This is a genomic window from Providencia sp. PROV119, assembly GCF_028482435.1.
Lineage (GTDB): Bacteria > Pseudomonadota > Gammaproteobacteria > Enterobacterales > Enterobacteriaceae > Providencia > Providencia stuartii.
The window spans coordinates 264547-285347 of record NZ_JAMPQL010000001.1 but is presented as its reverse complement, the minus strand read 5'-3'; the positions used below and the strand labels follow the sequence as shown (position 1 = coordinate 285347).

The window sequence follows — 20801 nt, the reverse complement described above, 5'->3', positions numbered from 1 at the left end:
ACGTATCAGTGGGTTGTAAAAAAAAACGCCACTAATAAGTGGCGTTTTCTGTTTTAGTTAATTTAACTTGATTAACCGATGTACTCTAGGCCTTTCATATATGGGCGCAATACTTCTGGTACTTCAATACGACCATCTGCTAATTGGTAATTCTCCAATACAGCAACCAACGTACGACCAACAGCAAGACCAGAACCATTCAGTGTATGCACCAACTGTGTTTTCTTGTCACCTTTACTGCGGAAACGTGCTTGCATACGGCGAGCTTGGAAATCCCACATATTTGAGCACGAAGAAATCTCACGGTAGGTATTCTGAGCTGGTAACCAAACTTCCAAGTCATAGGTTTTACGTGAACCAAAACCAATATCACCAGTGCAAAGGATCACTTTACGATAGGGTAATTTCAGTAATTGCAGCACTTTCTCCGCGTGACCGGTTAGCTCTTCCAATGCTTCCATCGATTTCTCAGGATGCACTATTTGTACCAATTCGACTTTATCAAATTGGTGCATACGGATAAGCCCACGCGTGTCACGACCATAAGAACCCGCTTCTGAACGGAAGCATGGTGTATGCGCAGTCATTTTTAGTGGTAATGCATCTTCATCAAGGATTTCATCACGTACTAAGTTGGTGACCGGCACTTCCGCTGTTGGGATCAATGCATAAGTACTTTCCGCTTCTTCTTCAAGCGGCTTAGTATGGAACAGATCTTCACCAAATTTAGGTAATTGACCAGTGCCATAAAGCGTATCATGGTTAACCAAATACGGTACATACAGCTCTTGATAGCCATGCTGTTCAGTATGCAAATCCAGCATAAACTGAGCCAGTGCACGGTGTAGACGAGCAATTTGCCCTTTCATCACCACAAAACGCGCGCCTGTCAGTTTAACGGCCGCGGGGAAATCTAGACCACCAGCGAGTTCGCCAAGGCTAACATGATCTTTAATTTCAAAGTCATATTGGCGTGGTTCACCCCAACGGGCAACCTCAACGTTATCTGAATCATCTTTCCCATCAGGAACAGCATCATCAGGCATATTCGGGATACTTAATGCAATATCACGGATCTCTTGTTGCAGCTTATCTAATGCTAACTTAGCAGCATCTAATTTTTCGCCTAACTGGTTCACTTCCTGACGTAAAGGCTCGATATCTTCACCACGCGCCTTAGCTGCACCAATGGATTTCGATCGCGAATTACGCTCTGCCTGCAGGGATTCAGTTTCAACTTGCAAAACTTTGCGGCGTTCTTCTAATTCACGCAGCTTTTCCACATCAAGGGTAAAACCCCTGCGAGCCAGTTTTTCAGCAACCGCGTCTAGCTCCGTACGCAGTAAATTGGGATCGAGCATGCTTATCCTGTGATTATTGTTAGTCAATATTGAAAGGGAGTATAACACATTCCGGCATTATACTCGTTACACCATCAAGCCGCCTATTGTGAAGGCGACCTAAATAATTTTATAAAAAATATTTCTTATAACCTTACCGCATTGCCCACATTAGCGATAGCGTTTTGTTGGGCTATTTTGATCCTGTTGCGCTAACCAGTTTAATTTTTCTGCTATTTTCGCTTCTAAACCACGATTCGTTGGGTGGTAATATTGGGTATGTTGCATTTCAGGTGGGAAATAAACCTCACCGGCTGCATAAGCATTTTCTTCGTCATGAGCATAGCGATACTCTTTCCCCGCCCCTAATTCTTTCAACAGTTTTGTCGGTGCATTACGTAAATGGGCAGGTACATCATAATCAGGCTGCATTTGCGCATCCGCTAACGCGGCTTTATAAGCCGTGTAAACTGCATTACTTTTTGGTGCACATGCCAAGTAAACAATAGCTTGAGCAATCGCACGCTCACCTTCCGCAGGACCAACCCGAGTGAAGCAATCCCATGCGGAAATAGCGACCTGCATCGCTCGCGGGTCGGCATTCCCTACATCTTCAGATGCGATAGCCAGCAAGCGCCGAGCCACATAAAGCGGATCACCACCTGCGGTAATAATCCGCGCATACCAATATAAAGCGGCATCGGGAGCCGAGCCTCGTACTGATTTATGCAAGGCAGAGATTAAATCGTAATAACGATCACCTTTATTATCAAAGCGCGCTGTACGTTCACCGCTGACTTCTTTTAGTAATTCAGCCGTTAAAATACGCTGACCATGGCTATCGGTTTCCGCCATATCCGCCATCATCTCTAAAAGATTGAGGGAGCGACGGGCATCACCATTAACCAACTCGGCAATTAATTGACGAGTGGTATCGGGTAAAATCACATTTTGCCCGCCTAAGCCTCGCTTGGGATCCTCCATGGCTTGCTGCAACACATCTTCAATATCGCTTACCGTTAAAGATTTCAGTAGATAGACCCGTGCACGCGACAATAATGCGGAATTGAGTTCAAACGAAGGATTTTCTGTGGTTGCGCCGATAAAAGTAATGGTGCCATCTTCAATGTGTGGTAAAAACGCATCTTGCTGACTTTTATTAAAACGATGCACTTCATCAACAAATAAAATAGTCCTACGACCCGCATCTCGATTTTGGCGAGCTTTCTCTATCGCTTCACGGATCTCTTTAATACCGGACGTAACGGCAGAAATACGTTCAATATCTGCCTGTGCATAGTGACCAATAATTTCGGCTAATGTGGTTTTGCCTGTTCCTGGTGGCCCCCACAAAATCATTGAATGTAAATGACCTGCTTTTATTGCCCTGGGTAATGGTTTACCTTCAGCAAGCAAATGTTTTTGGCCTATATACTGTTCAAGAACCTCTGGGCGCATACGCGCTGCCAGAGGTTGAAATTCATTTTGTGAAAAATCGAGTGATAGGTTGCCCACTATTTCCTCTTATTTACCACCTGAGCGTTGGTCATCCAATGTGACCCCTTCCGGCACAGTGAATGTAAACTTACGCTTATCGACATTACCATTTTTTTGTTCTTTCAATTGGTAAGCACTTGTTTGCCCATCTTGCTCAACGGCTGAAAACTTCTCAATGGTGCCTTCTGGAGAAACCGTAATTGAAAAACGTTTTAATGTGCCATTACTCAACTTGGGTTTTAAGTCGAATGTATTACCTTGCTGAATAATAGAGTACTGTTTCCAATCTCTTGGGTTATTACGTGTAATCAATAAAAATGGGGTATCTTGAGTCGCATCCGCTAAGTTAGTGACAGTGACTTGCTCAACAAACGGGTTATAAAACCATAAATTTTTGCCATCAGACACTAAAACACTTTCATCAGGTGACGTCATATTCCAATTGAATAAATTAGGGCGCTGAAGCCATAATTCCCCCACACCTTCTTGTACGAGGTCACCTTCTGGGCTGGTGACTTTTTGAGAGAAGCTAGCGTGGAAGCTATTGACCTTATTCAGGCGATCCTGAAGGTCTTGGCTGGCATCTGCCAGTACTGAGCCGATATGTAAACTTAGAGCCAACGCCCCCAATAACATCATTTTTTTCATCGAACAAAGACCTTTTATTGATACCTTAATAGGCGCTATGCCTTTATTATTGCTCTCGCAACTCATCGACAACAAGGTTAGTAATCAGCTTGCCGTGGGGAAAGCACTTCGCGATTTCCATTATGTCCCGGCTCACTGACAATCCCTTGCGTTTCCATTTGCTCAACAATTCGCGCAGCGCGGTTATAACCAATGCGGAACTGACGTTGAACACCTGAAATAGAAACGCGTTGTTTCTCTACAACAAACTCGACGGCTTGATCAAACAGAGGATCCAACTCTTCCTCTGCGCTATCATAACCGCCCCCTTCATTTTCATCGCTGCATTTGGTAATGCTATCAATATATTCTGGGCGACCGCGGGCTTTCCAATCATTCACCACCGCGTGCACTTCTTGGTCACGGACAAATGCCCCATGGACACGAACAGGAATCGATGAGTTAGGTGGTAAATACAGCATATCCCCCATTCCCAATAATGACTCTGCGCCACCTTGATCGAGGATAGTCCGAGAGTCAATTTTACTTGATACTGTAAAGGCAATACGCGTAGGTATGTTTGCTTTAATTAAACCTGTAATGATATCCACTGACGGGCGCTGAGTTGCCAATACTAGGTGGATACCTGCTGCACGTGCTTTTTGCGCTAGGCGAGCAATCAACTCTTCAACTTTTTTCCCTGCCGTCATCATCAAGTCAGCAAATTCATCAACCATGACGACAATATAGGGTTCTTTTTTCAGCATTGGATGCTCAGTTTCCATGCTGTCACTCGGTTTCCAGTGTGGGTCAGGAATAGGTCGCCCCATCTCTTCGGCAGCTTTAATTTTATCGTTGTAGCCAGCAAGGTTACGTACGCCAAGCGCCGACATTAAGCGATAGCGACGTTCCATTTCATTGACGCACCAACGCAATGCGTTAGCAGCATCTTTCATGTCAGTCACGACTTCTGTCAGCAAATGTGGAATGCCTTCATAAATAGACAGTTCCAACATTTTCGGGTCGATCATGATAAAACGGACATCTTCAGGTTTCGATTTATACAAAATACTGAGGATCATCGCGTTGACCCCTACCGATTTACCTGAGCCTGTTGTCCCCGCAACGAGTAAGTGTGGCATTTTCGCCAAATCCGCAATAACCGGATCGCCTTCGATATCTTTACCCAACACCATTGTTAACGGTGATGCACTATGCCTAAATTCGTCACAGTCCAGTACTTCTCTTAAATAGACTGTTTGGCGTTTTTCGTTCGGTAATTCAAGCCCCACATATGGCTTGCCGGGGATCACTTCAACAACCCTCACCGCCGTGGTAGAAAGTGAACGGGCAAGGTCTCTCGATAAAGTGGAGATCCGCGCCGCTTTTACCCCCGGTGCCAAATCTAGCTCGAATCGAGTGATCACCGGCCCCGGAGAGAAGCCGACCACTTCCGCTTTCACCCGATAGTCATTTAAGCGAGCTTCAATCAACCGTGCTGTCTGCTCTAATTTAAACATGTCAACAGGCTCTTCTTGCGTTGGTGGCGTAGTTAACAAATCCAAAGAAGGCATAGGCGTCGTTGGTTTTGGCAATGGTTGATCATTGCGTACCAAGAACGGATGGAACAGGCTGTCTTGCTGCGGCTCCGGTTGTTGTGGTTGTTGCTGCTGTTGTGGTTGTTGTTGCTGCGGTTGTGGTTGTTGCAGCGGAGCAAAAGTGTGCGACTGATTAGCAGAGATATCCGGTGTTGGAGCGACATGTTTTGTCACCTCATTCACTTGAGGTGTATTGTTTGTATTCTCCACGCTCGTTGCACTAAATGACGGCATAAATAAAGGATCTGCAGGCTCTTCATTAACCAAATCATTAACTGGCGAAAATTCATCTAATACCGAAATATGTTCACTCAGATCGAATTTAGGTTCAACTTTATAACCCGCATTCTCATCATCATCTTGCGCTGAGAAGGTATTTTTAGACTGGCTAAAGTGATGAGTATTTTGCTCAGTTTGTTCAACAGAAGCGGGCGCAGAAGACCAACGATGCTCTATTTCAGGTTGAGTATAATGAACCACTTTTTCTGGCGTTGGCGTTACTTCAGCCTGATGAGATATTGGTGACTCAGTCTCATCATGATGCTCAATATCACTGCCGTACCGTTCGCGCTGTTGCTGCAAAAATTGCTCACGGAGCCTATTTTCTTGTTCTTCATCTTGTTGTGGTTCATTCTCTGACGCAGCAGACCATTGTTGATAAATCTGCTCACGTTGCAAAGCTTCTTCTTTACGGCGCTGAAGTTCAGCATCACGTTGAGAAGGAATGCGAATGCCATATAGCTCCCGACGGGTTGGTAACCGAACAGGATTTGGGCGAGGCAATTCAGGCTCCATATTTTGTTTAACCTGAGCGTGGCGCTCAAGAGCCGCAACGGAAATACCAGCGGCTGCCAATGCAGCGGGATCGGCTAGCCTATCTGTTACTGATCGCCCACTTGCCTGTGAAACCGCCTCACTGATAGAAGAAGCTGGCATCGATACATTTTGCTGCCCTGTTAGGTTTGCTAATGATGGATTATCAGTATGTTCTGTCGGTGTCGTTGCAGCAGGTTGTGCCTCTGCCCCCCAACGCTCATGTGTATGATGATTGGCAGGTTGGTTAACCACACCATTCTCTGGAGATACATTATGGCTTTCAGGTTGGTAGCCTGTTGGCTCCGCGACTTGTGCCTGAGGCTCACTGGTTTTGAATTGGAAATCCCTATCATATACAACAGGTTGATAATCATCCGGCACTTCAAAATGATAAGCTTCTTGCGGCTCAGAAGCTGAAAACGCAAGGGGCTCTTCAACTTCATCAATAGGTTGATTGGCAGCCAAAGGAGCCGCTTCTTCTGTGGGTTGAACCTCTTCGGTTTCTACTGCGGCTAATTCACTAATTGAGGGAGCGGAGAACAAAACATCGTCACTGTCTACATTATCAATCGCTTGGCGCTCTGCCTCCTGCGCCCGCTGTAACGCATCTTCTGTTTCTTCAACATCATACGCATCATAATCATCGCCGCGCGCACGATTAGTCATTAATGTGATAGGAATTAATACCGCCGCACCAATTTTTTCGGCAATCGTCAACCATGACCAGCCCGTAAACAGTGTAAAGCTAATTGCCCATAAAAAGAGCAATGCCAGTGTTGCACCTAAAGAATTAAACCATGGCATGATCGCATTACTAAACACACTGCCAATCACCCCACCGGACGCGAAATTCGGTAAGTCGTCAAAGTTAAGCGCAGCAAGACCGCATGATGAGAGGATCAGCGCTAACCCACCAATTAAGCGCAATGACAACGAAAAGAAGTCAATATAACGACGTTGGCTTTCATAATGGTAAATCGCCCAACAACCGAGTAGCAGTAGAGGTGGAATTGCAAATGCTAAAATCCCAAAAGCCGAAAAGAGAATATCCGCACTCCAAGAGCCAACACTTCCCCCCAAATTTTTAACCGGTGCATTCCATGTGGTTTGCGACCAGCTTGGATCTGAAGGATTGAAACTCATTAATGCCACCATTAAGAAAATGGCACTTAAACAAATGGCAAGCAAAATGACTTCGAGTAGCCGTCTTCCACTACTGAGTTTTTTTAATCGAACGTGTTTGTCTTCTGTATATTCTTGGCTCATTACTGTTTCTTTACTGACTGATGATGTCACCCATGCCGAAACGAACTCACTTGAATTCGCAATGATGATAAGCACATATTGAAAGCCATTCTAACACCAATCACCTTCTTGTGCGTGACTTGTTGCCTCTCAGGCAAACTAAACGACTGTAGACACAGCAAGATGCAGTATTTCATCTTACAGTTGAGGATTCAATTTCTATTTTACGTTAAAAATCTTAATTATTTATGGCTTTAATATCAATAGATTAAAACGAAGAGTTACAGCTATTTAGCCTATTTTCAGAAAAAATCATATCGACGCTGTGCCTTTAATCGGAAACAGAGTCAAAAAAGCGCTAAGAGAGATAAAATATTGGCCTCTAAAACGGAACAACGCTGAGTAAACTCAGCGTTGAAACTGCAGTGCGACAACCATAAATGATGTTGTGCAGAAATGAGACTATACAAGCCTATTAGCGTGTTTTAATAACCAAGCGGTTACTTTGCTTCACTTCTTCCATAACGACGTACGTACGAGTATCGTTCACACCCGGTAGACGTAGAAGAGTCTCACCAAGCAGTTTACGGTAAGCGGACATATCTGGCACACGCGTTTTCAACAGATAATCGAAATCACCAGAAACTAAGTGACATTCTTGGATCTCTTCAAGCTTTTGAACCGCTGTGTTGAATTGCTCAAACACATCTGGTGCACCACGGTTTAGTGTAATTTCAACGAACACCAAGAGTGAAGCATCTAAGTAGTGAGGATTCAAAAGTGCTGTATAGCCAGAAATAAACCCTTGTCTTTCCAGACGACGCACACGCTCCAAACATGGCGTTGGTGACAAACCAACACGCTTAGACAGTTCTACGTTTGAGATACGCCCATCTTTCTGTAGTTCGTTAAGTATATTCCTATCAATACGGTCAAGGTCTTTTCCTGGACGCTTTTTATTATCAATCATCTCTTTATCTCTCTTTCTCTAATTGTTATTTTCCACACCTATAAAACAGCACCATCCTCGCTCATACTTTATTTATTTAGGTATTCGTGTTCAGGAGCAAATTTTATGCGCAATGCTGAAATCGACGTGAACAGAACCCCTGTTCACAATGATCACCTGTTTGTTAAGTTATAAGTGCTGTAAAGTTAACTTTCCGGCAAGAACAAAAACACACCATTTGCATTGGTCTACTAGATAATTAACTCTTACATAGATGTTTTCGCAAATGCACAGCCGATTGTCAAAGCAAATGAATAAAAATCAGTACAAGATTTCGATTTTTTTTCTATTTAAACGTTTCGCTGTCCGGATTCAGGAATATTCCTAAAAATCCTACCACGTGACATAAGCATACTTGCCATACTAAATTTTCACTTTAATCACTATTATCTATCGCAAAAATAGCTCAGCTATAATTTACTTAGTATTTAAATCACTTTTTTTAGCTTGCCAATTCTCCTACAATCCCATTATCGCTATTTTTATACTGAAAATGAGGTATTCATGAGCACAGCCATACATCGCAAGCTAATCATTTTGGGTTCTGGCCCAGCAGGATACACAGCGGCAGTTTATGCTGCACGCGCAAACTTAAGTCCAGCTCTGATTACTGGCGTGGAAAAAGGCGGTCAGTTAACCACTACGACTGAGGTTGAGAACTGGCCGGGTGACCCTGAAGGCTTGACTGGTCCAGGTTTGATGGATCGCATGTATGAACACGCGACCAAATTCCAAACAGAAATTATCTCAGATCATATTAATAAGGTTGATCTTAAGCAGCGCCCTTTCCGTCTTTTTGGCGATGAAAACGAATATACCTGTGATGCCCTGATTATTGCGACAGGTGCATCGGCGCGTTATATCGGCTTACCTTCTGAAGAAGCCTTTAAAGGCCGTGGCGTTTCTGCTTGTGCAACTTGTGACGGCTTCTTCTATCGTAATCAAAAAGTGGTTGTTGTCGGCGGAGGTAATACTGCGGTTGAAGAAGCCCTTTATCTATCCAACATTGCCTCAGAAGTCCATTTGGTTCACCGTCGTGATAGCTTCCGCGCAGAAAAAATCCTAGTTGATCGCCTAATGGATAAAGTGAAGAACGGCAATATTACGCTGCATACCGACCGTACACTTGATGAAGTACTCGGTGACGATATGGGCGTGACAGGCGTCCGTTTGCGTAATACCAAAACCGATGAAACTGAAGAATTAGAGGTGATGGGGGCATTTATCGCGATTGGTCACAGCCCAAATACCGCTATCTTTGATGGCCAGCTAGATTTAGAAAATGGCTATATCAAAGTGCAATCCGGTACACATGGTAATGCAACGCAAACCTCTATCCCAGGAGTCTTTGCCGCAGGTGATGTAATGGATCATATTTATCGTCAAGCAATTACATCAGCAGGTACAGGCTGTATGGCTGCCCTAGACGCAGAACGCTACTTAGATGGTTTAGCGGATAAAAAATAGTATAACCACATCCATCCTGATCATTTTAGGCACCTCAAATAGGTGCCTTTTTTGCCCCCTCTTTATAGGATAAGTTCCTTTTTTTTCAGAGTAAGTTCATAGGGGAGTTTCCTCCATCAATCTACAATAATCAAATTATTGATACATTATTTTTGACAATTCGCGCTAGGAAATATTATGGGTCAACAAATACAACGAGAAGCTATCAGCCGCTATGCCTACCTTTTTGTCGCTCTACTTGCTATTATCCAATCGACCTTGATTGTATTGTCAACGGACTCTTCATTCTCGTTCATATATAATTTAAGCGCCCCATATACCTATCTTCCTTTTATGGTCGCAATTTTTGTACCTTCTGCTGTCAGTTACTTAATTACGAATGCCAAATCAGCTATTTTCTATACTAATATCTTGATCATTGCTGTATTAACAGTCTGGATCACGCTATGGGATGCAAAGAACTTAGAATTAAGTTACAGTCAACCTCAATTTACTGCCTTTGCTACCTTAATTGTTCTTTTTTTCTTTTTGCTACCTTGGTTGCAGACACGTCAGTTAGTGGGTAGATGGCATATTGATTATAGCCACTTACTCGATTTTTATATTAAAAATACGCTATTAATGATTATTGCCACCGTCATTGGTGGGCTTCTGGTTATTTTACTTTATCTCGCCAGTTTTTTATTTACGATTGTCAATCTCTCTACTCTTAGCCAGCTTATTGATAACAATTTTACTTTATATTCAGGTTTCACTTTAGGATTTAATATTGGGCTGGTTTTTTTACGCTCAATATTTGAGTTTCGCTTTAGCCAATTTATCCATTATATCGCCCGCTTTTTCCTGATAATACTCCATCTTATTGCTGCCATATTTGTCGGTGGTTTTTTATTTTCATTTGTGATGAAACTATCGATATTAGAGGTGGGGGCTAGCGCAATACTGTGGTTCTTGGCTTTAAATATCATTTTAATTAATTTGACCTATGGGAATGGACACCACCAATACCAACGTTTTACATGGCTAAACACCTTAACGCTGTCTAGTATCATTTTATTGAATTTTTTCTCACTTTTTTCACTTTACGGCATTTTAGTGCGTGTCAACCAATACAGTTGGAGTGTCTCTCGCCTCTATGCCTTTAGCATCGCACTCTTTTTCACCGTCATTATTTTCGCCTACAGCTTTGCTATTATTCGCCGAAGAACGCTTTGGGCAAAATCTTTAGGTACCATAAACAAAGTAGGGATTGTAGGGCTAATGGCTGCCATCCTTATGATTAATAGTCCGATTGCTGATTTTAACCGTATTACCGCAAACAGCATATTAGCCAGTATCGAAAATGGTAAAATTGACGTTAACCCTCGGCTCGCTTTTGCCTTAAAAGAACTCGGGCCCAAAGGCCAACAAGCTATCGAAAAGCTCAAATTAAATCCCAATTACACCGCTCTACTCTATACAGATATCGATATTGGTAATGAAAAAATGAGTAAATCCCCCAAAGAGGCCATAATTATCGCAAAAAATAGTGCCGAATTGCCGGAAAGTTGGTGGTCCCAAACACGCGAATCGAGCTGCACCAATAATTATCATCCACCTCATTGCCTAGGTTTTATGGCAGATATCAATCAAGATGGACAAAACGAGGTTATCATATGCCGTGCTTCCCCTAAGAGTGATTCTTTAGCCTGTACTATTTGGCAATATCAAATTACTGATTGGAAATTGATTGATCACCAAATCAGTCATTATGATTCGGTGGCACAGCGAGATAACGCATGGGATAAATTATTAAATGGTCAATTTAAATTAGTGCCTAAAGAATGGCTACAAGTGGTACCAGAGCAATAATATTTATGCGTGATAAATGGCTTTACTCATTTATGTAAAGCCATTCGTTGTTATGAACCTACAGCTTATCCCTTGTATGCTAAATGCCATACATCTTGTAAACTCACCGACATCGCTCTAACAGGTTTAACTACCTTATTGATTTTAGTTTTGCATGGATGACAATTATCATTTACCTTTATAAAACATATTGATAACAATCATCTGTGCTATTTTAATAACACACTTTTATTATGCAACATATCGCGAATAAGCTGCTATGATAGGTAAAAACTCCGTTAAGCTTTAATCCATTGGCTTATTTTAGCTAGCGGCACACTCTCAATATAAAACTATACCTGCACACTGATCATTATGGATAAAACAAGACAGACTGAATTGGTACGTTGGTTGAAACAGCATAGTACATCCGCAAAACGTTGGCTGCGTATATCTATGCTATTAGGCGTTGTTAGTGGTCTGCTGATTATCGCACAAGCGTGGTTCTTGGCGGTAATATTGCAAGCTCTGATTATGGAACACACTCCACGAGAGCAACTTCTGACCCCTTTTATCCTACTCCTTGCCGTATTTGTGCTACGCGCACTCCTAACGGTTATTAGAGAGCGAGTGGGCTTTCGTTGTGGTCAAGTTGTACGCCAAGAAGTACGCAACATGGTCTTAAATAAGCTACAAGCGCTAGGCCCTGTATGGGTAAAAGGTAAACCAGCCGGTAGCTGGGCGACTATCGTTCTAGAGCAGATAGAAGATATGCAAGAGTACTATTCGCGCTATCTACCACAAATGTATCTTGCTGGCATCATCCCTATTATGATCTTGATTGCCATCTTCCCATTTAACTGGGCCGCCGCCTTAATCTTGTTTGCAACCGCCCCATTGATCCCCATTTTTATGGCCTTAGTGGGACTCGGTGCCGCAGATGCTAACCGACGTAACTTTGTTGCTTTAGGTCGCCTCAGCGGTAGTTTTCTCGACCGGTTACGCGGCTTAGATACATTACGACTGTTTTTCCGTGAAAAAGCAGAAGTGCAACAAATTCGTGAATCTACCGAAGACTTTCGTTCAAGAACCATGGAAGTCCTTAGAATGGCTTTCCTCTCCTCTGGTGTGCTTGAGTTTTTCGCCTCAATTTCAATCGCTATCGTAGCCGTCTATTTCGGTTTTTCCTATCTTGGCGAATTAAATTTTGGAAGCTATGGGTTACCAGTCACCATGTTTGCCGGTTTTCTGGCATTAATTTTATCGCCTGAGTTTTTCCAACCTCTACGTGATTTAGGCACCTATTATCATGCCAAAGCTCAAGCGGTAGGCGCAGCAGAAAGTTTGGTGACATTGTTAGAAAGCGATGGCGAACAAAAAACAGAAACTGGGGATAAGACACCGCAAGATAAACCCATTCAAATTGAAGCAAATAAGTTAGAAATCTATTCCCACGACGGTCAACGTCTTGTCGGTCCTCTCGATTTTACTATCGAGCCACAACAGCGTATCGCTGTTGTCGGGCAAAGTGGTGCTGGGAAAAGCTCTTTACTCAATCTTTTGTTAGGTTTTCTTCCCTATAAAGGCTCGATTAAAATTAATGGGGATGAGCTAAAAGAGCTTTGCCCAGATAAATGGCGTGCATTAATTGGCTGGGTGGGTCAAAACCCTCATTTACCAGAACAAACACTTATCGAGAATATCTGCTTAGGTAAACCGACTGCTTCAGAGGCTGAAATACAACAAGCCATTGATGATGCCTATGTTTCCGAGTTTCTCCCTATGCTACCTGATGGCTTAAATACACGCCTTGGCGACTATGCTGCCAGGCTATCCGTTGGGCAAGCTCAACGTGTTGCTGTCGCGCGTACACTCTTAAAGCCATCGCGTATTTTATTACTGGATGAACCAGCTGCTAGCCTTGATGCGCACAGTGAAAAACGGGTCATGCATACTCTTAATCAACTAGCTCAACAGCAAACGACAATTATGGTCACCCACTTACTCGAAGAAACGGTTAATTACGACCAAATTTGGGTGATGGCAAATGGTCAAATCATTCAGCGTGGTCATTATGCACAATTGAGCCAATCGGAAGGGCCATTTGCCCGCTTGTTGGCTCACCGTAGTGAGGAGCTTTGATAATGCGAGTTCTATTACCTTTTTTGGCTCTCTATCGCCGACACTGGTTTTTGATCCTGCTCGGCATGATCTTAGCCATCGTGACTTTACTTGCCAGTATTGGGCTACTTACTCTATCAGGGTGGTTCCTCGCTGGGGCGGCAATTGCAGGTTTTCCGGGGCTTTATTATTTTAATTATATGCTGCCTGCTGCTGGTGTCCGTGGTGCCGCTATTTTCCGGACCGCAGGTCGCTACGCCGAACGACTGGTTAGCCATGATGCCACATTCCGAGTTTTGGCCCATTTACGTGTGTTCGCCTTTAGTAAAATATTACCGCTCTCACCGGGGGGGATCAGCCGCTTCCGCCAAGGGGAAATTCTTAACCGCCTTGTGGCGGATGTCGAAACCCTCGATCACCTATATTTACGTGTTTTATCGCCGATTTTTGCTGCTTTTGTCGTGATCTTTGTCCTGATTTTTGGGTTGAGCTTCCTTGACCCTCGCCTAGCGTGGACACTCGGTTGTATTATGCTGTTTTTATTATTTACCTTACCGTTTGTCTTTTATCGTGCAGGTAAGCCCATCGGACAAGAGCTGACTTACTTACGTGCCCATTACCGCACTGTCCTGACATCCGCTTTACAAGGGCAAGCGGAACTGACTTTGTTTGGAGCGCTTCCCCGTTTTCGCCAAACATTGGCAAATATTGAAAGCCAATGGCAAGGACGCCAACAACAGCAAGCCAATCTAACAGGGGTATCTCAAGCCATTATTCTATTTGCCTCTGGTTTTACTGCTACTTTGTTGTTGTGGATGGCGGCAGATCATGTGGGGGGGAATACTAACCCAGGAGCACTCATTGCTTTATTTGTCTTCTGTGCACTGGCCGCTTTTGAAGCCTTAGGCCCTGTCGCCGTTGCCTTTCAGCATATGGGGCAAGTGATTGCTTCTGCTGAACGTGTTTCTCAGCTAATTGATGCCAAACCAGAGGTAACATTCCCTGACAACGGTTTATCCCTTCCCCAACTGGAAAGCCTTGTTGTCGACAATATTTCATTTACTTACCCCGAGCAACCTTTCGCAGTTTTAAAACAGGTTTCGCTTTCACTGCTACCGGGGCAACACATCGCCTTATTAGGTAAAACAGGTTGTGGGAAATCAACACTTTTGCAATTACTCACTCGAGCATGGGATGTTGATAGTGGTATGATCAAAATTAATGGTCAAAATATTAGTGACTATAGTGAACAAGCACTGCGTTCGCTCATGTCAGTCGTTCCACAACGGGTACACATTTTTAGTGATACCTTGCGTAATAATCTACTGCTCGCTAACGATAAGGCAACCGACAAACAGCTCATTGAGGTGTTAGACCAAGTTGGTCTTGGTAATTTGTTGGAAAATGAGCAAAAACTTAACGCTTGGATGGGTGAAGGTGGTCGACAATTATCGGGTGGAGAGCAGCGCCGCTTAGGGATCGCTCGAGCGCTATTACATAATACGCCATTAATTTTAATGGATGAGCCAACCGAAGGGCTTGATGCACAAACAGAGCAGCAGATCCTTGCCCTGTTAAAAGAGAAATGTGCCGATAAGGCACTAATTGTGATCACCCATCGCATGCAAGGTATCGAGCAAATGGATACTATTTGCGTGATGGATAACGGTGAAATTGTTGAGCAAGGCTCACATCAGGCGCTTTTAGATTTAAAAGGCCGCTATTTTCAGTTTCGCCAGCGCCATTTACAACAGCAGGCCCTGTGAGGCACATCATGTACCAGCTCGATGATGACTCCTATCTGTTCCCGCCCGTCCATGAAGCGATGCGGGAACCTAATGGCCTGTTAGCTATTGGTGGCGATTTAGCGCCAGATCGGCTGAAGGCTGCCTACTATGATGGCATTTTCCCTTGGTTTAACCCGGGCGAAATGCCATTATGGTGGTCACCCGATCCTAGAGCGGTTTTAATGGTTGGCGAATTGCACATTAGCCGTTCGATGAAAAAGTTATTGAGAAAGCAAAAGTATCGCGTCACTGTCAACCATGCCTTCAAAGATGTCATCGCAGCTTGTGCGATACGTGACGAAGGAACATGGATTTTACCTGAGGTGCGTGAGGGGTATCAGGCACTTCATGAGCAGGGGATCGCTCATTCTATTGAGGCGTGGTATGGTGAAGAACTGGTTGGCGGCCTGTATGGCGTGAACATGGGGCACCTATTTTGTGGGGAATCTATGTTCAGTCGGATGAATGATGCCTCCAAATTTGCTTTTATTACATTTTATTTTCATTTTTTGCGCTATAATGGGCAGCTTTTTGATTGTCAGGTACTTAACCACCATACCGCCTCATTAGGCGCAAAAGAAATATCCCGTCGGGATTTTTTACATATTCTTTATCGGTGGCGTAACAAAGCGATTGATCCCGCCTGCTGGTTACCGCAATCGATTGAAATACCGCCATTATTCGAATAGCGAATTTTGGCTTTACGTTATTTTATGCCCATACTGTTCAAGAAAAATCGCTTTAAAATGCAACATTTCTTTACTTAGTGAGGGTTTTTGGGCATTATCTTGCCCGTTAAAAATCATGGTTATTAGACTTAGAGGATTAGATGGCCAAAGAAGACAATATTGAAATGCAGGGCACAGTACTGGATACCCTGCCAAACACAATGTTTCGTGTTGAACTGGAAAATGGTCACGTTGTGACTGCCCATATTTCTGGAAAAATGCGTAAAAACTATATCCGCATCCTGACAGGCGACAAGGTAACTGTAGAGTTAACTCCGTACGACCTGAGCAAAGGCCGTATCATTTTCCGTAGCCGCTGATTCTATCTCTTCAGGCAAGGCCTGATACAGCCACAGGTGCACAAGACACCTGTGGTCTATTTGTTGTCAGAATACCGCATCCTCCGGAGAGGCCTTGTGCACGCTACTGAAGCTATATGTCAGTGTGTTACTTTTATTATCAAGCCCGATACGTACTGAGCCGCCATTAGTTAACGAACCAAACAGTAGCTCATTTGCTAATGGTTTTTTCAGGTTATCCTGGATCACACGTGCCATAGGTCGGGCTCCCATCGCCTTATCATAGCCTTTTTCACACAACCAGCGGCGAGCCTCTTGGCTAACTTCAATCGAAACACCTTTCTCATCAAGTTGCGCTTGTAGCTCGACAATGAATTTATCCACCACCTGTATGATGATATCCATGGATAATGAATTAAACCAAATAATGCCATCAAGACGGTTACGGAACTCAGGCGAGAAGACTTTCTTAATTTCAGACATCGCATCCGTACTGTTGTCTTGCTCTGCAAAGCCAATTGAGCGGCGCTGTGTTTCTTGAACCCCTGCATTGGTTGTCATGACAACAATCACATTACGGAAATCGGCTTTGCGCCCATTATTGTCTGTCAGTGTGCCGTGATCCATAACTTGTAGAAGGATATTAAACACATCGGGATGCGCCTTTTCAATTTCATCAAGCAGCACAACAGAATGTGGATGTTTAATCACCGCATCCGTCAAAAGCCCGCCTTGATCAAACCCTACATACCCAGGAGGTGCACCAATTAAGCGGCTCACGGTATGCCGTTCCATATATTCAGACATATCAAAGCGCAATAATTTTATATCCAATGCCTTAGCGAGTTGGACTGTGACTTCCGTTTTACCTACCCCAGTAGGGCCTGCAAATAAGAAGGAGCCTACCGGTTTATGATCTTGGCCTAACCCCGCTCGACTCATTTTAATAGCTTCTGTTAATGCGGTGATCGCATCATCTTGCCCAAACACTAGCATTTTCAGGCGCGAATCTAACGTTTTTAAGCGCTCTTTATCGCTCGAAGAGACGGTTTTTTCTGGGATACGTGCGATACGCGCAACCACAGATTCAATCTCAGGCACACCAATGGTTTTCCGACGTTTGCTAGGCGCAACCAAACGTGTCCGAGCGCCTGCTTCATCGATAACATCAATCGCTTTGTCTGGCAGATGCCTATCCGTGATGTATTTAACCGACAAATCAACCGCGGCTTGAATGGCTTTTGCCGTATAACGAACATCATGGTGTGATTCGTATTTCGGTTTTAATCCATTAATGATACGTACCGTTTCTTCGGTTGTTGGCTCTACAATATCAATTTTCTGGAAGCGGCGTGCCAACGCCCTATCTTTTTCGAAAATATTACTAAACTCTTGATAAGTCGTTGAACCAATAACACGGATACGGCCACCTGATAACAATGGCTTAATTAAATTTGCCGCATCAACTTGACCACCAGACGCTGCACCAGCCCCAATAATCGTGTGAATTTCATCGATAAATAGAATGCTTTTACTGTCTTTTTCCAGCATTTTTAGCAGTGATTTAAACCGTTTTTCGAAATCACCTCGGTATTTAGTGCCTGCTAATAAAGAACCAATATCTAATGAATAGATAGTGCAGCCGTTCATGACCTCGGGAACATCCCCTTGCTCAATGCGCCATGCTAGCCCTTCCGCTATCGCTGTTTTACCAACGCCAGATTCTCCCACCAGCAATGGGTTGTTTTTGCGACGGCGGCAAAGAACTTGGATCGTTCTCTCTAGCTCTGCCTGACGCCCTACCAGCGGGTCAATTTTGCCTTGTTTAGCCAGTTGATTCAGATTGGTTGTGAAATTATCCATATGATCATCAGAAACAGGCTGTTCTTCATGATTGACGTTGCTGTTTGGCGTATCTTGCTCGGATGATGCCGAAGCTTCCCCTTTAATCGTGCCGTGGGAGATAAAATTGACAACATCTAAACGGCTTACATCATGTTTACGCAATAAATAAGCTGCCTGTGACTCCTGCTCGCTGAATATCGCGACCAGTACATTCGCGCCACTCACTTCATTACGACCCGATGACTGAACATGGAAGACCGCACGTTGCAGAACGCGTTGAAAACTTAATGTTGGCTGAGTATCGCGATTATCATTTTCAGGCAACAGTGGCGTCGTTTGCGCAATAAAGTGCTCAAGCTCTTGTCGCAGAACAACAAGGTCAACTTTACAGGCATCCAATGCTTCACGTGCTGACGCATTACTCAATAATGCCAGCAACAGGTGCTCCACTGTCATAAATTCATGTCGATTATCTTTCGCTTTTGCAAATGCGACGTTTAGACTCAGCTCCAGTTCTTGATTGAGCATAAGCACCTCCCAAAATTGATATTAGCGAGTTCACACTTTTTCTATTGTGCACAACAAAGGGTACTCATGTTCGCGCGCATAGCTGTTAACTTGTGCCGCTTTTGTTTCCGCAACCTCTGCCGTAAAGATACCGCAAACCCCTTTCCCCTGAAAATGGACATCTAACATTATCTGTGTAGCGCGTTCTTCATCAAAAGAAAAGTATTTTTGCAACACTTCAACAACAAAATCCATTGGAGTGTAATCATCGTTATTTAATATAACCTTATACATCGAAGGGGGCTGTAAAACTTGCTCCACTTCATCTTTAAAAACAACATCTGTTTTAAATGTACCAAGAAAATCGCTCATTACTTGTCGTGCTCGGAGTTAAGATTTATTAAGCATAGCCTTTATTATCAATGATTTCTATTAATCAAGATAACAATAAAACATAAATAAAATCATTTGTTTTATCAATTGCTGTTTCCGCTTAATAACAGTGTAACACGCAACCTAACGCAACTCATATGGCCTAAATTTTGTGATCTGCTTCAAAATTAATAAACTGGAGAGCGTTAGCCATATCAAATTTTTATCACTTCGCCAAAAATCAGCAAATTGATCGCTTGACGTCCGAAGGCAATTCACTACAGTATGATTTGCAGACAGTCAATATGTGTAATTATACTTAGTCGATGCATAGTGGTTATGCATTTATGTCAAACACAACTTGTAAATACGAAGGACGATGTATGGAGACAGGTACAGTTAAATGGTTCAACAACGCCAAAGGCTTTGGTTTCATCTGCCCAGAAAATGGGGGCGAAGATATTTTCGCTCATTATTCTTGTATACAAATGGAAGGTTACAGGACATTAAAAGCTGGTCAGAAAGTCAATTTTAGTATTAATACTGGCCCAAAAGGGAACCATGCCAACCTCATCATTCCGATTGAAAGCAGTACGTTGAATCATACAAGTGCAGAGGCAACGCCTCAAGAATAACCCCCGTGTAATAGAGCACAGTTAATTACTTTTCATTTAGCAATAACTGGTTTGCATGATTGGTCGTTAACTGTGTCTATTTTTTAATATCAATCTTTTGATATCAATGGGGACGGCCGTGGGTTTGTAAAAAAGAGACATCACCATAAAGTGATTTAAGCAGTGCGAATTGCTCTTCATCATAGAATTGGCAATTACCGCTACCAAATGCCTTCGCAACTTCAATCATAAACTTCACCGATGCGGCAATATCCACTTCATGACTAGCGCCTGTTGAACAACCCGGCACAATTGTCTGCGTACAAATAGCCACACCAACAACAGGGGCTGTTGTTGAGATTGCTGGCTGCATAATACTATTGATGTGATGTAATCCGTTGCCGTAAGGCGTGATATCTTGTACCGCGAGCGGGAACGTCACCGCATTCTGCCCACTGCTCCACTCCATCAAATGAAGTAAGTCCTCAGAAACAGGCAAGATATAGCCATCTTTTACCGTTGGTGACAAGGCATAACCTTTATGGTTGATCAGCCTATTTCCCTTTGTCGTGTCCACAGATAAAATAGCATCCGCTTCTGGGATAGCCTCATTTTCATTCATCGTCTCATCGTTGAGTGGTGAGTCCATAAAATCAACGGGGCTATGAGGACGTGTTGGCGCTGTTGGGCAAATATGCGTCGTAATGATCACATCCCCCATGAGGACATCACCCTTTTCTCTCATCTCGGCAAGTTTTAATGCCGTCGCAATGGCAGCAATAGCGCCATCAGCATCAGAAACCAGCCCAATACGAGATGGGCGCGCTCCGATACCCCCTAAACGCCCAATAATCCCCAATGTTGGGGCATGGTTACCTTGGCGTTTACCATGAGTACCTGGGATCACGATACGCACAAAATCACTTTGCCCTTTTCCATCTCGCACTGTTTTTGATGATGCTTCAATGGTAGTAAAGTTTTTAAACAAAGCGACAATATCATCCCCATTAACAACGGCGCTATCGATTAACTCGTAAGCACACAGGGTCTGCTTTAAACTCATATATTTCCCTTGTTATGTACTACTTTTCAGCTTATT

At 43.5% G+C, this 20801-nt stretch carries 14 protein-coding genes and 2 pseudogenes; 7 read left to right on the top strand and 9 right to left on the bottom strand.

Features of this window, described 5'->3' with window-relative positions:
* Nucleotides 1–71 precede the first annotated feature (71 nt).
* From serS to lrp, 6 genes and pseudogenes are all read right to left on the bottom strand, one after another.
* Nucleotides 72–1361 (bottom strand): serine--tRNA ligase, encoded by a 1290-nt coding sequence (gene serS / locus PSF11_RS01340; RefSeq protein ID WP_004918096.1) that lies wholly within the window; start codon nucleotides 1359–1361, stop codon nucleotides 72–74.
* 150 nt (nucleotides 1362–1511) lie between these two features.
* A complete protein-coding gene (locus PSF11_RS01335) occupies nucleotides 1512–2855 on the bottom strand; it encodes a replication-associated recombination protein A (RefSeq protein ID WP_004918094.1) in 1344 nt (447 codons plus the stop codon).
* Nucleotides 2856–2864: 9 nt separating this feature from the next.
* A complete protein-coding gene (gene lolA, locus PSF11_RS01330) occupies nucleotides 2865–3485 on the bottom strand; it encodes an outer membrane lipoprotein chaperone LolA (protein ID WP_014657836.1) in 621 nt (206 codons plus the stop codon).
* Nucleotides 3486–3562: 77 nt separating this feature from the next.
* Nucleotides 3563–6289, bottom strand: a pseudogene (locus PSF11_RS01325) (DNA translocase FtsK); the annotation flags it as partial.
* A gap of 342 nt (nucleotides 6290–6631) precedes the next feature.
* Nucleotides 6632–7033, bottom strand: a pseudogene (locus tag PSF11_RS21220) (DNA translocase FtsK 4TM domain-containing protein); the annotation flags it as partial.
* 565 nt (nucleotides 7034–7598) lie between these two features.
* Nucleotides 7599–8093 (bottom strand): leucine-responsive transcriptional regulator Lrp, encoded by a 495-nt coding sequence (lrp, locus tag PSF11_RS01320; protein ID WP_004918089.1) that lies wholly within the window; start codon nucleotides 8091–8093, stop codon nucleotides 7599–7601.
* 543 nt (nucleotides 8094–8636) lie between these two features.
* Here lrp and trxB point away from each other — a divergent pair.
* From trxB to infA, 6 genes are all read left to right on the top strand, one after another.
* A complete protein-coding gene (trxB, locus tag PSF11_RS01315) occupies nucleotides 8637–9599 on the top strand; it encodes a thioredoxin-disulfide reductase (protein WP_004918087.1) in 963 nt (320 codons plus the stop codon).
* Between the two features lie 177 nt (nucleotides 9600–9776).
* Nucleotides 9777–11450, top strand: coding sequence for a DUF7057 domain-containing protein (locus PSF11_RS01310; RefSeq protein ID WP_072502943.1), 1674 nt, complete (start codon nucleotides 9777–9779; stop codon nucleotides 11448–11450).
* Between the two features lie 354 nt (nucleotides 11451–11804).
* Entirely contained in the window at nucleotides 11805–13571 is a 1767-nt protein-coding gene (cydD, locus tag PSF11_RS01305; protein WP_014657832.1) for a heme ABC transporter permease/ATP-binding protein CydD, read from the top strand.
* Between the two features lie 2 nt (nucleotides 13572–13573).
* Nucleotides 13574–15316, top strand: coding sequence for a heme ABC transporter ATP-binding protein/permease CydC (cydC, locus tag PSF11_RS01300; protein ID WP_060560690.1), 1743 nt, complete (start codon nucleotides 13574–13576; stop codon nucleotides 15314–15316).
* An 8-nt stretch (nucleotides 15317–15324) separates the two neighbouring features.
* Entirely contained in the window at nucleotides 15325–16026 is a 702-nt protein-coding gene (aat, locus tag PSF11_RS01295) for a leucyl/phenylalanyl-tRNA--protein transferase (protein WP_004918075.1), read from the top strand.
* Between the two features lie 140 nt (nucleotides 16027–16166).
* Nucleotides 16167–16385 (top strand): translation initiation factor IF-1, encoded by a 219-nt coding sequence (gene infA, locus PSF11_RS01290; RefSeq protein WP_004244560.1) that lies wholly within the window; start codon nucleotides 16167–16169, stop codon nucleotides 16383–16385.
* 66 nt (nucleotides 16386–16451) lie between these two features.
* On the opposite strand, the gene clpA is transcribed toward infA, so the two are convergent.
* Both clpA and clpS read right to left on the bottom strand, forming a co-directional pair.
* Complete coding sequence (gene clpA / locus PSF11_RS01285) at nucleotides 16452–18737, bottom strand: ATP-dependent Clp protease ATP-binding subunit ClpA (protein ID WP_004918072.1); 2286 nt, start codon at nucleotides 18735–18737, stop codon at nucleotides 16452–16454.
* Nucleotides 18738–18767: 30 nt separating this feature from the next.
* Nucleotides 18768–19088: an ATP-dependent Clp protease adapter ClpS gene (clpS, locus tag PSF11_RS01280; RefSeq protein ID WP_004918070.1), complete on the bottom strand. Its 321-nt coding sequence runs from the start codon at nucleotides 19086–19088 to the stop codon at nucleotides 18768–18770.
* A 383-nt stretch (nucleotides 19089–19471) separates the two neighbouring features.
* Between clpS and cspD the strand changes: the two genes are divergently transcribed.
* Complete coding sequence (cspD, locus tag PSF11_RS01275; RefSeq protein WP_004918068.1) at nucleotides 19472–19723, top strand: cold shock domain-containing protein CspD; 252 nt, start codon at nucleotides 19472–19474, stop codon at nucleotides 19721–19723.
* A gap of 103 nt (nucleotides 19724–19826) precedes the next feature.
* Here cspD and PSF11_RS01270 read toward each other — a convergent pair whose 3' ends face one another.
* On the bottom strand, nucleotides 19827–20765 hold the full coding sequence (locus tag PSF11_RS01270; protein ID WP_072502942.1) for a DUF1177 domain-containing protein: 939 nt from the start codon (nucleotides 20763–20765) through the stop codon (nucleotides 19827–19829).
* Nucleotides 20766–20801 lie beyond the last annotated feature (36 nt).

Bases quoted from the DNA above. Each gene is read 5' to 3' on its own strand.
- serS (WP_004918096.1), bottom strand. From the start codon at position 1,361: ATGCTCGATCCCAATTTACTGCGTACGGAGCTAGACGCGGTTGCTGAA.
- lolA (WP_014657836.1), bottom strand. From the start codon at position 3,485: ATGAAAAAAATGATGTTATTGGGGGCGTTGGCTCTAAGTTTACATATC.
- lrp (WP_004918089.1), bottom strand. From the start codon at position 8,093: ATGATTGATAATAAAAAGCGTCCAGGAAAAGACCTTGACCGTATTGAT.
- trxB (WP_004918087.1), top strand. From the start codon at position 8,637: ATGAGCACAGCCATACATCGCAAGCTAATCATTTTGGGTTCTGGCCCA.
- PSF11_RS01310 (WP_072502943.1), top strand. From the start codon at position 9,777: ATGGGTCAACAAATACAACGAGAAGCTATCAGCCGCTATGCCTACCTT.
- cydD (WP_014657832.1), top strand. From the start codon at position 11,805: ATGGATAAAACAAGACAGACTGAATTGGTACGTTGGTTGAAACAGCAT.
- cydC (WP_060560690.1), top strand. From the start codon at position 13,574: ATGCGAGTTCTATTACCTTTTTTGGCTCTCTATCGCCGACACTGGTTT.
- aat (WP_004918075.1), top strand. From the start codon at position 15,325: ATGTACCAGCTCGATGATGACTCCTATCTGTTCCCGCCCGTCCATGAA.
- infA (WP_004244560.1), top strand. From the start codon at position 16,167: ATGGCCAAAGAAGACAATATTGAAATGCAGGGCACAGTACTGGATACC.
- clpA (WP_004918072.1), bottom strand. From the start codon at position 18,737: ATGCTCAATCAAGAACTGGAGCTGAGTCTAAACGTCGCATTTGCAAAA.
- clpS (WP_004918070.1), bottom strand. From the start codon at position 19,088: ATGAGCGATTTTCTTGGTACATTTAAAACAGATGTTGTTTTTAAAGAT.
- cspD (WP_004918068.1), top strand. From the start codon at position 19,472: ATGGAGACAGGTACAGTTAAATGGTTCAACAACGCCAAAGGCTTTGGT.
- PSF11_RS01270 (WP_072502942.1), bottom strand. From the start codon at position 20,765: ATGAGTTTAAAGCAGACCCTGTGTGCTTACGAGTTAATCGATAGCGCC.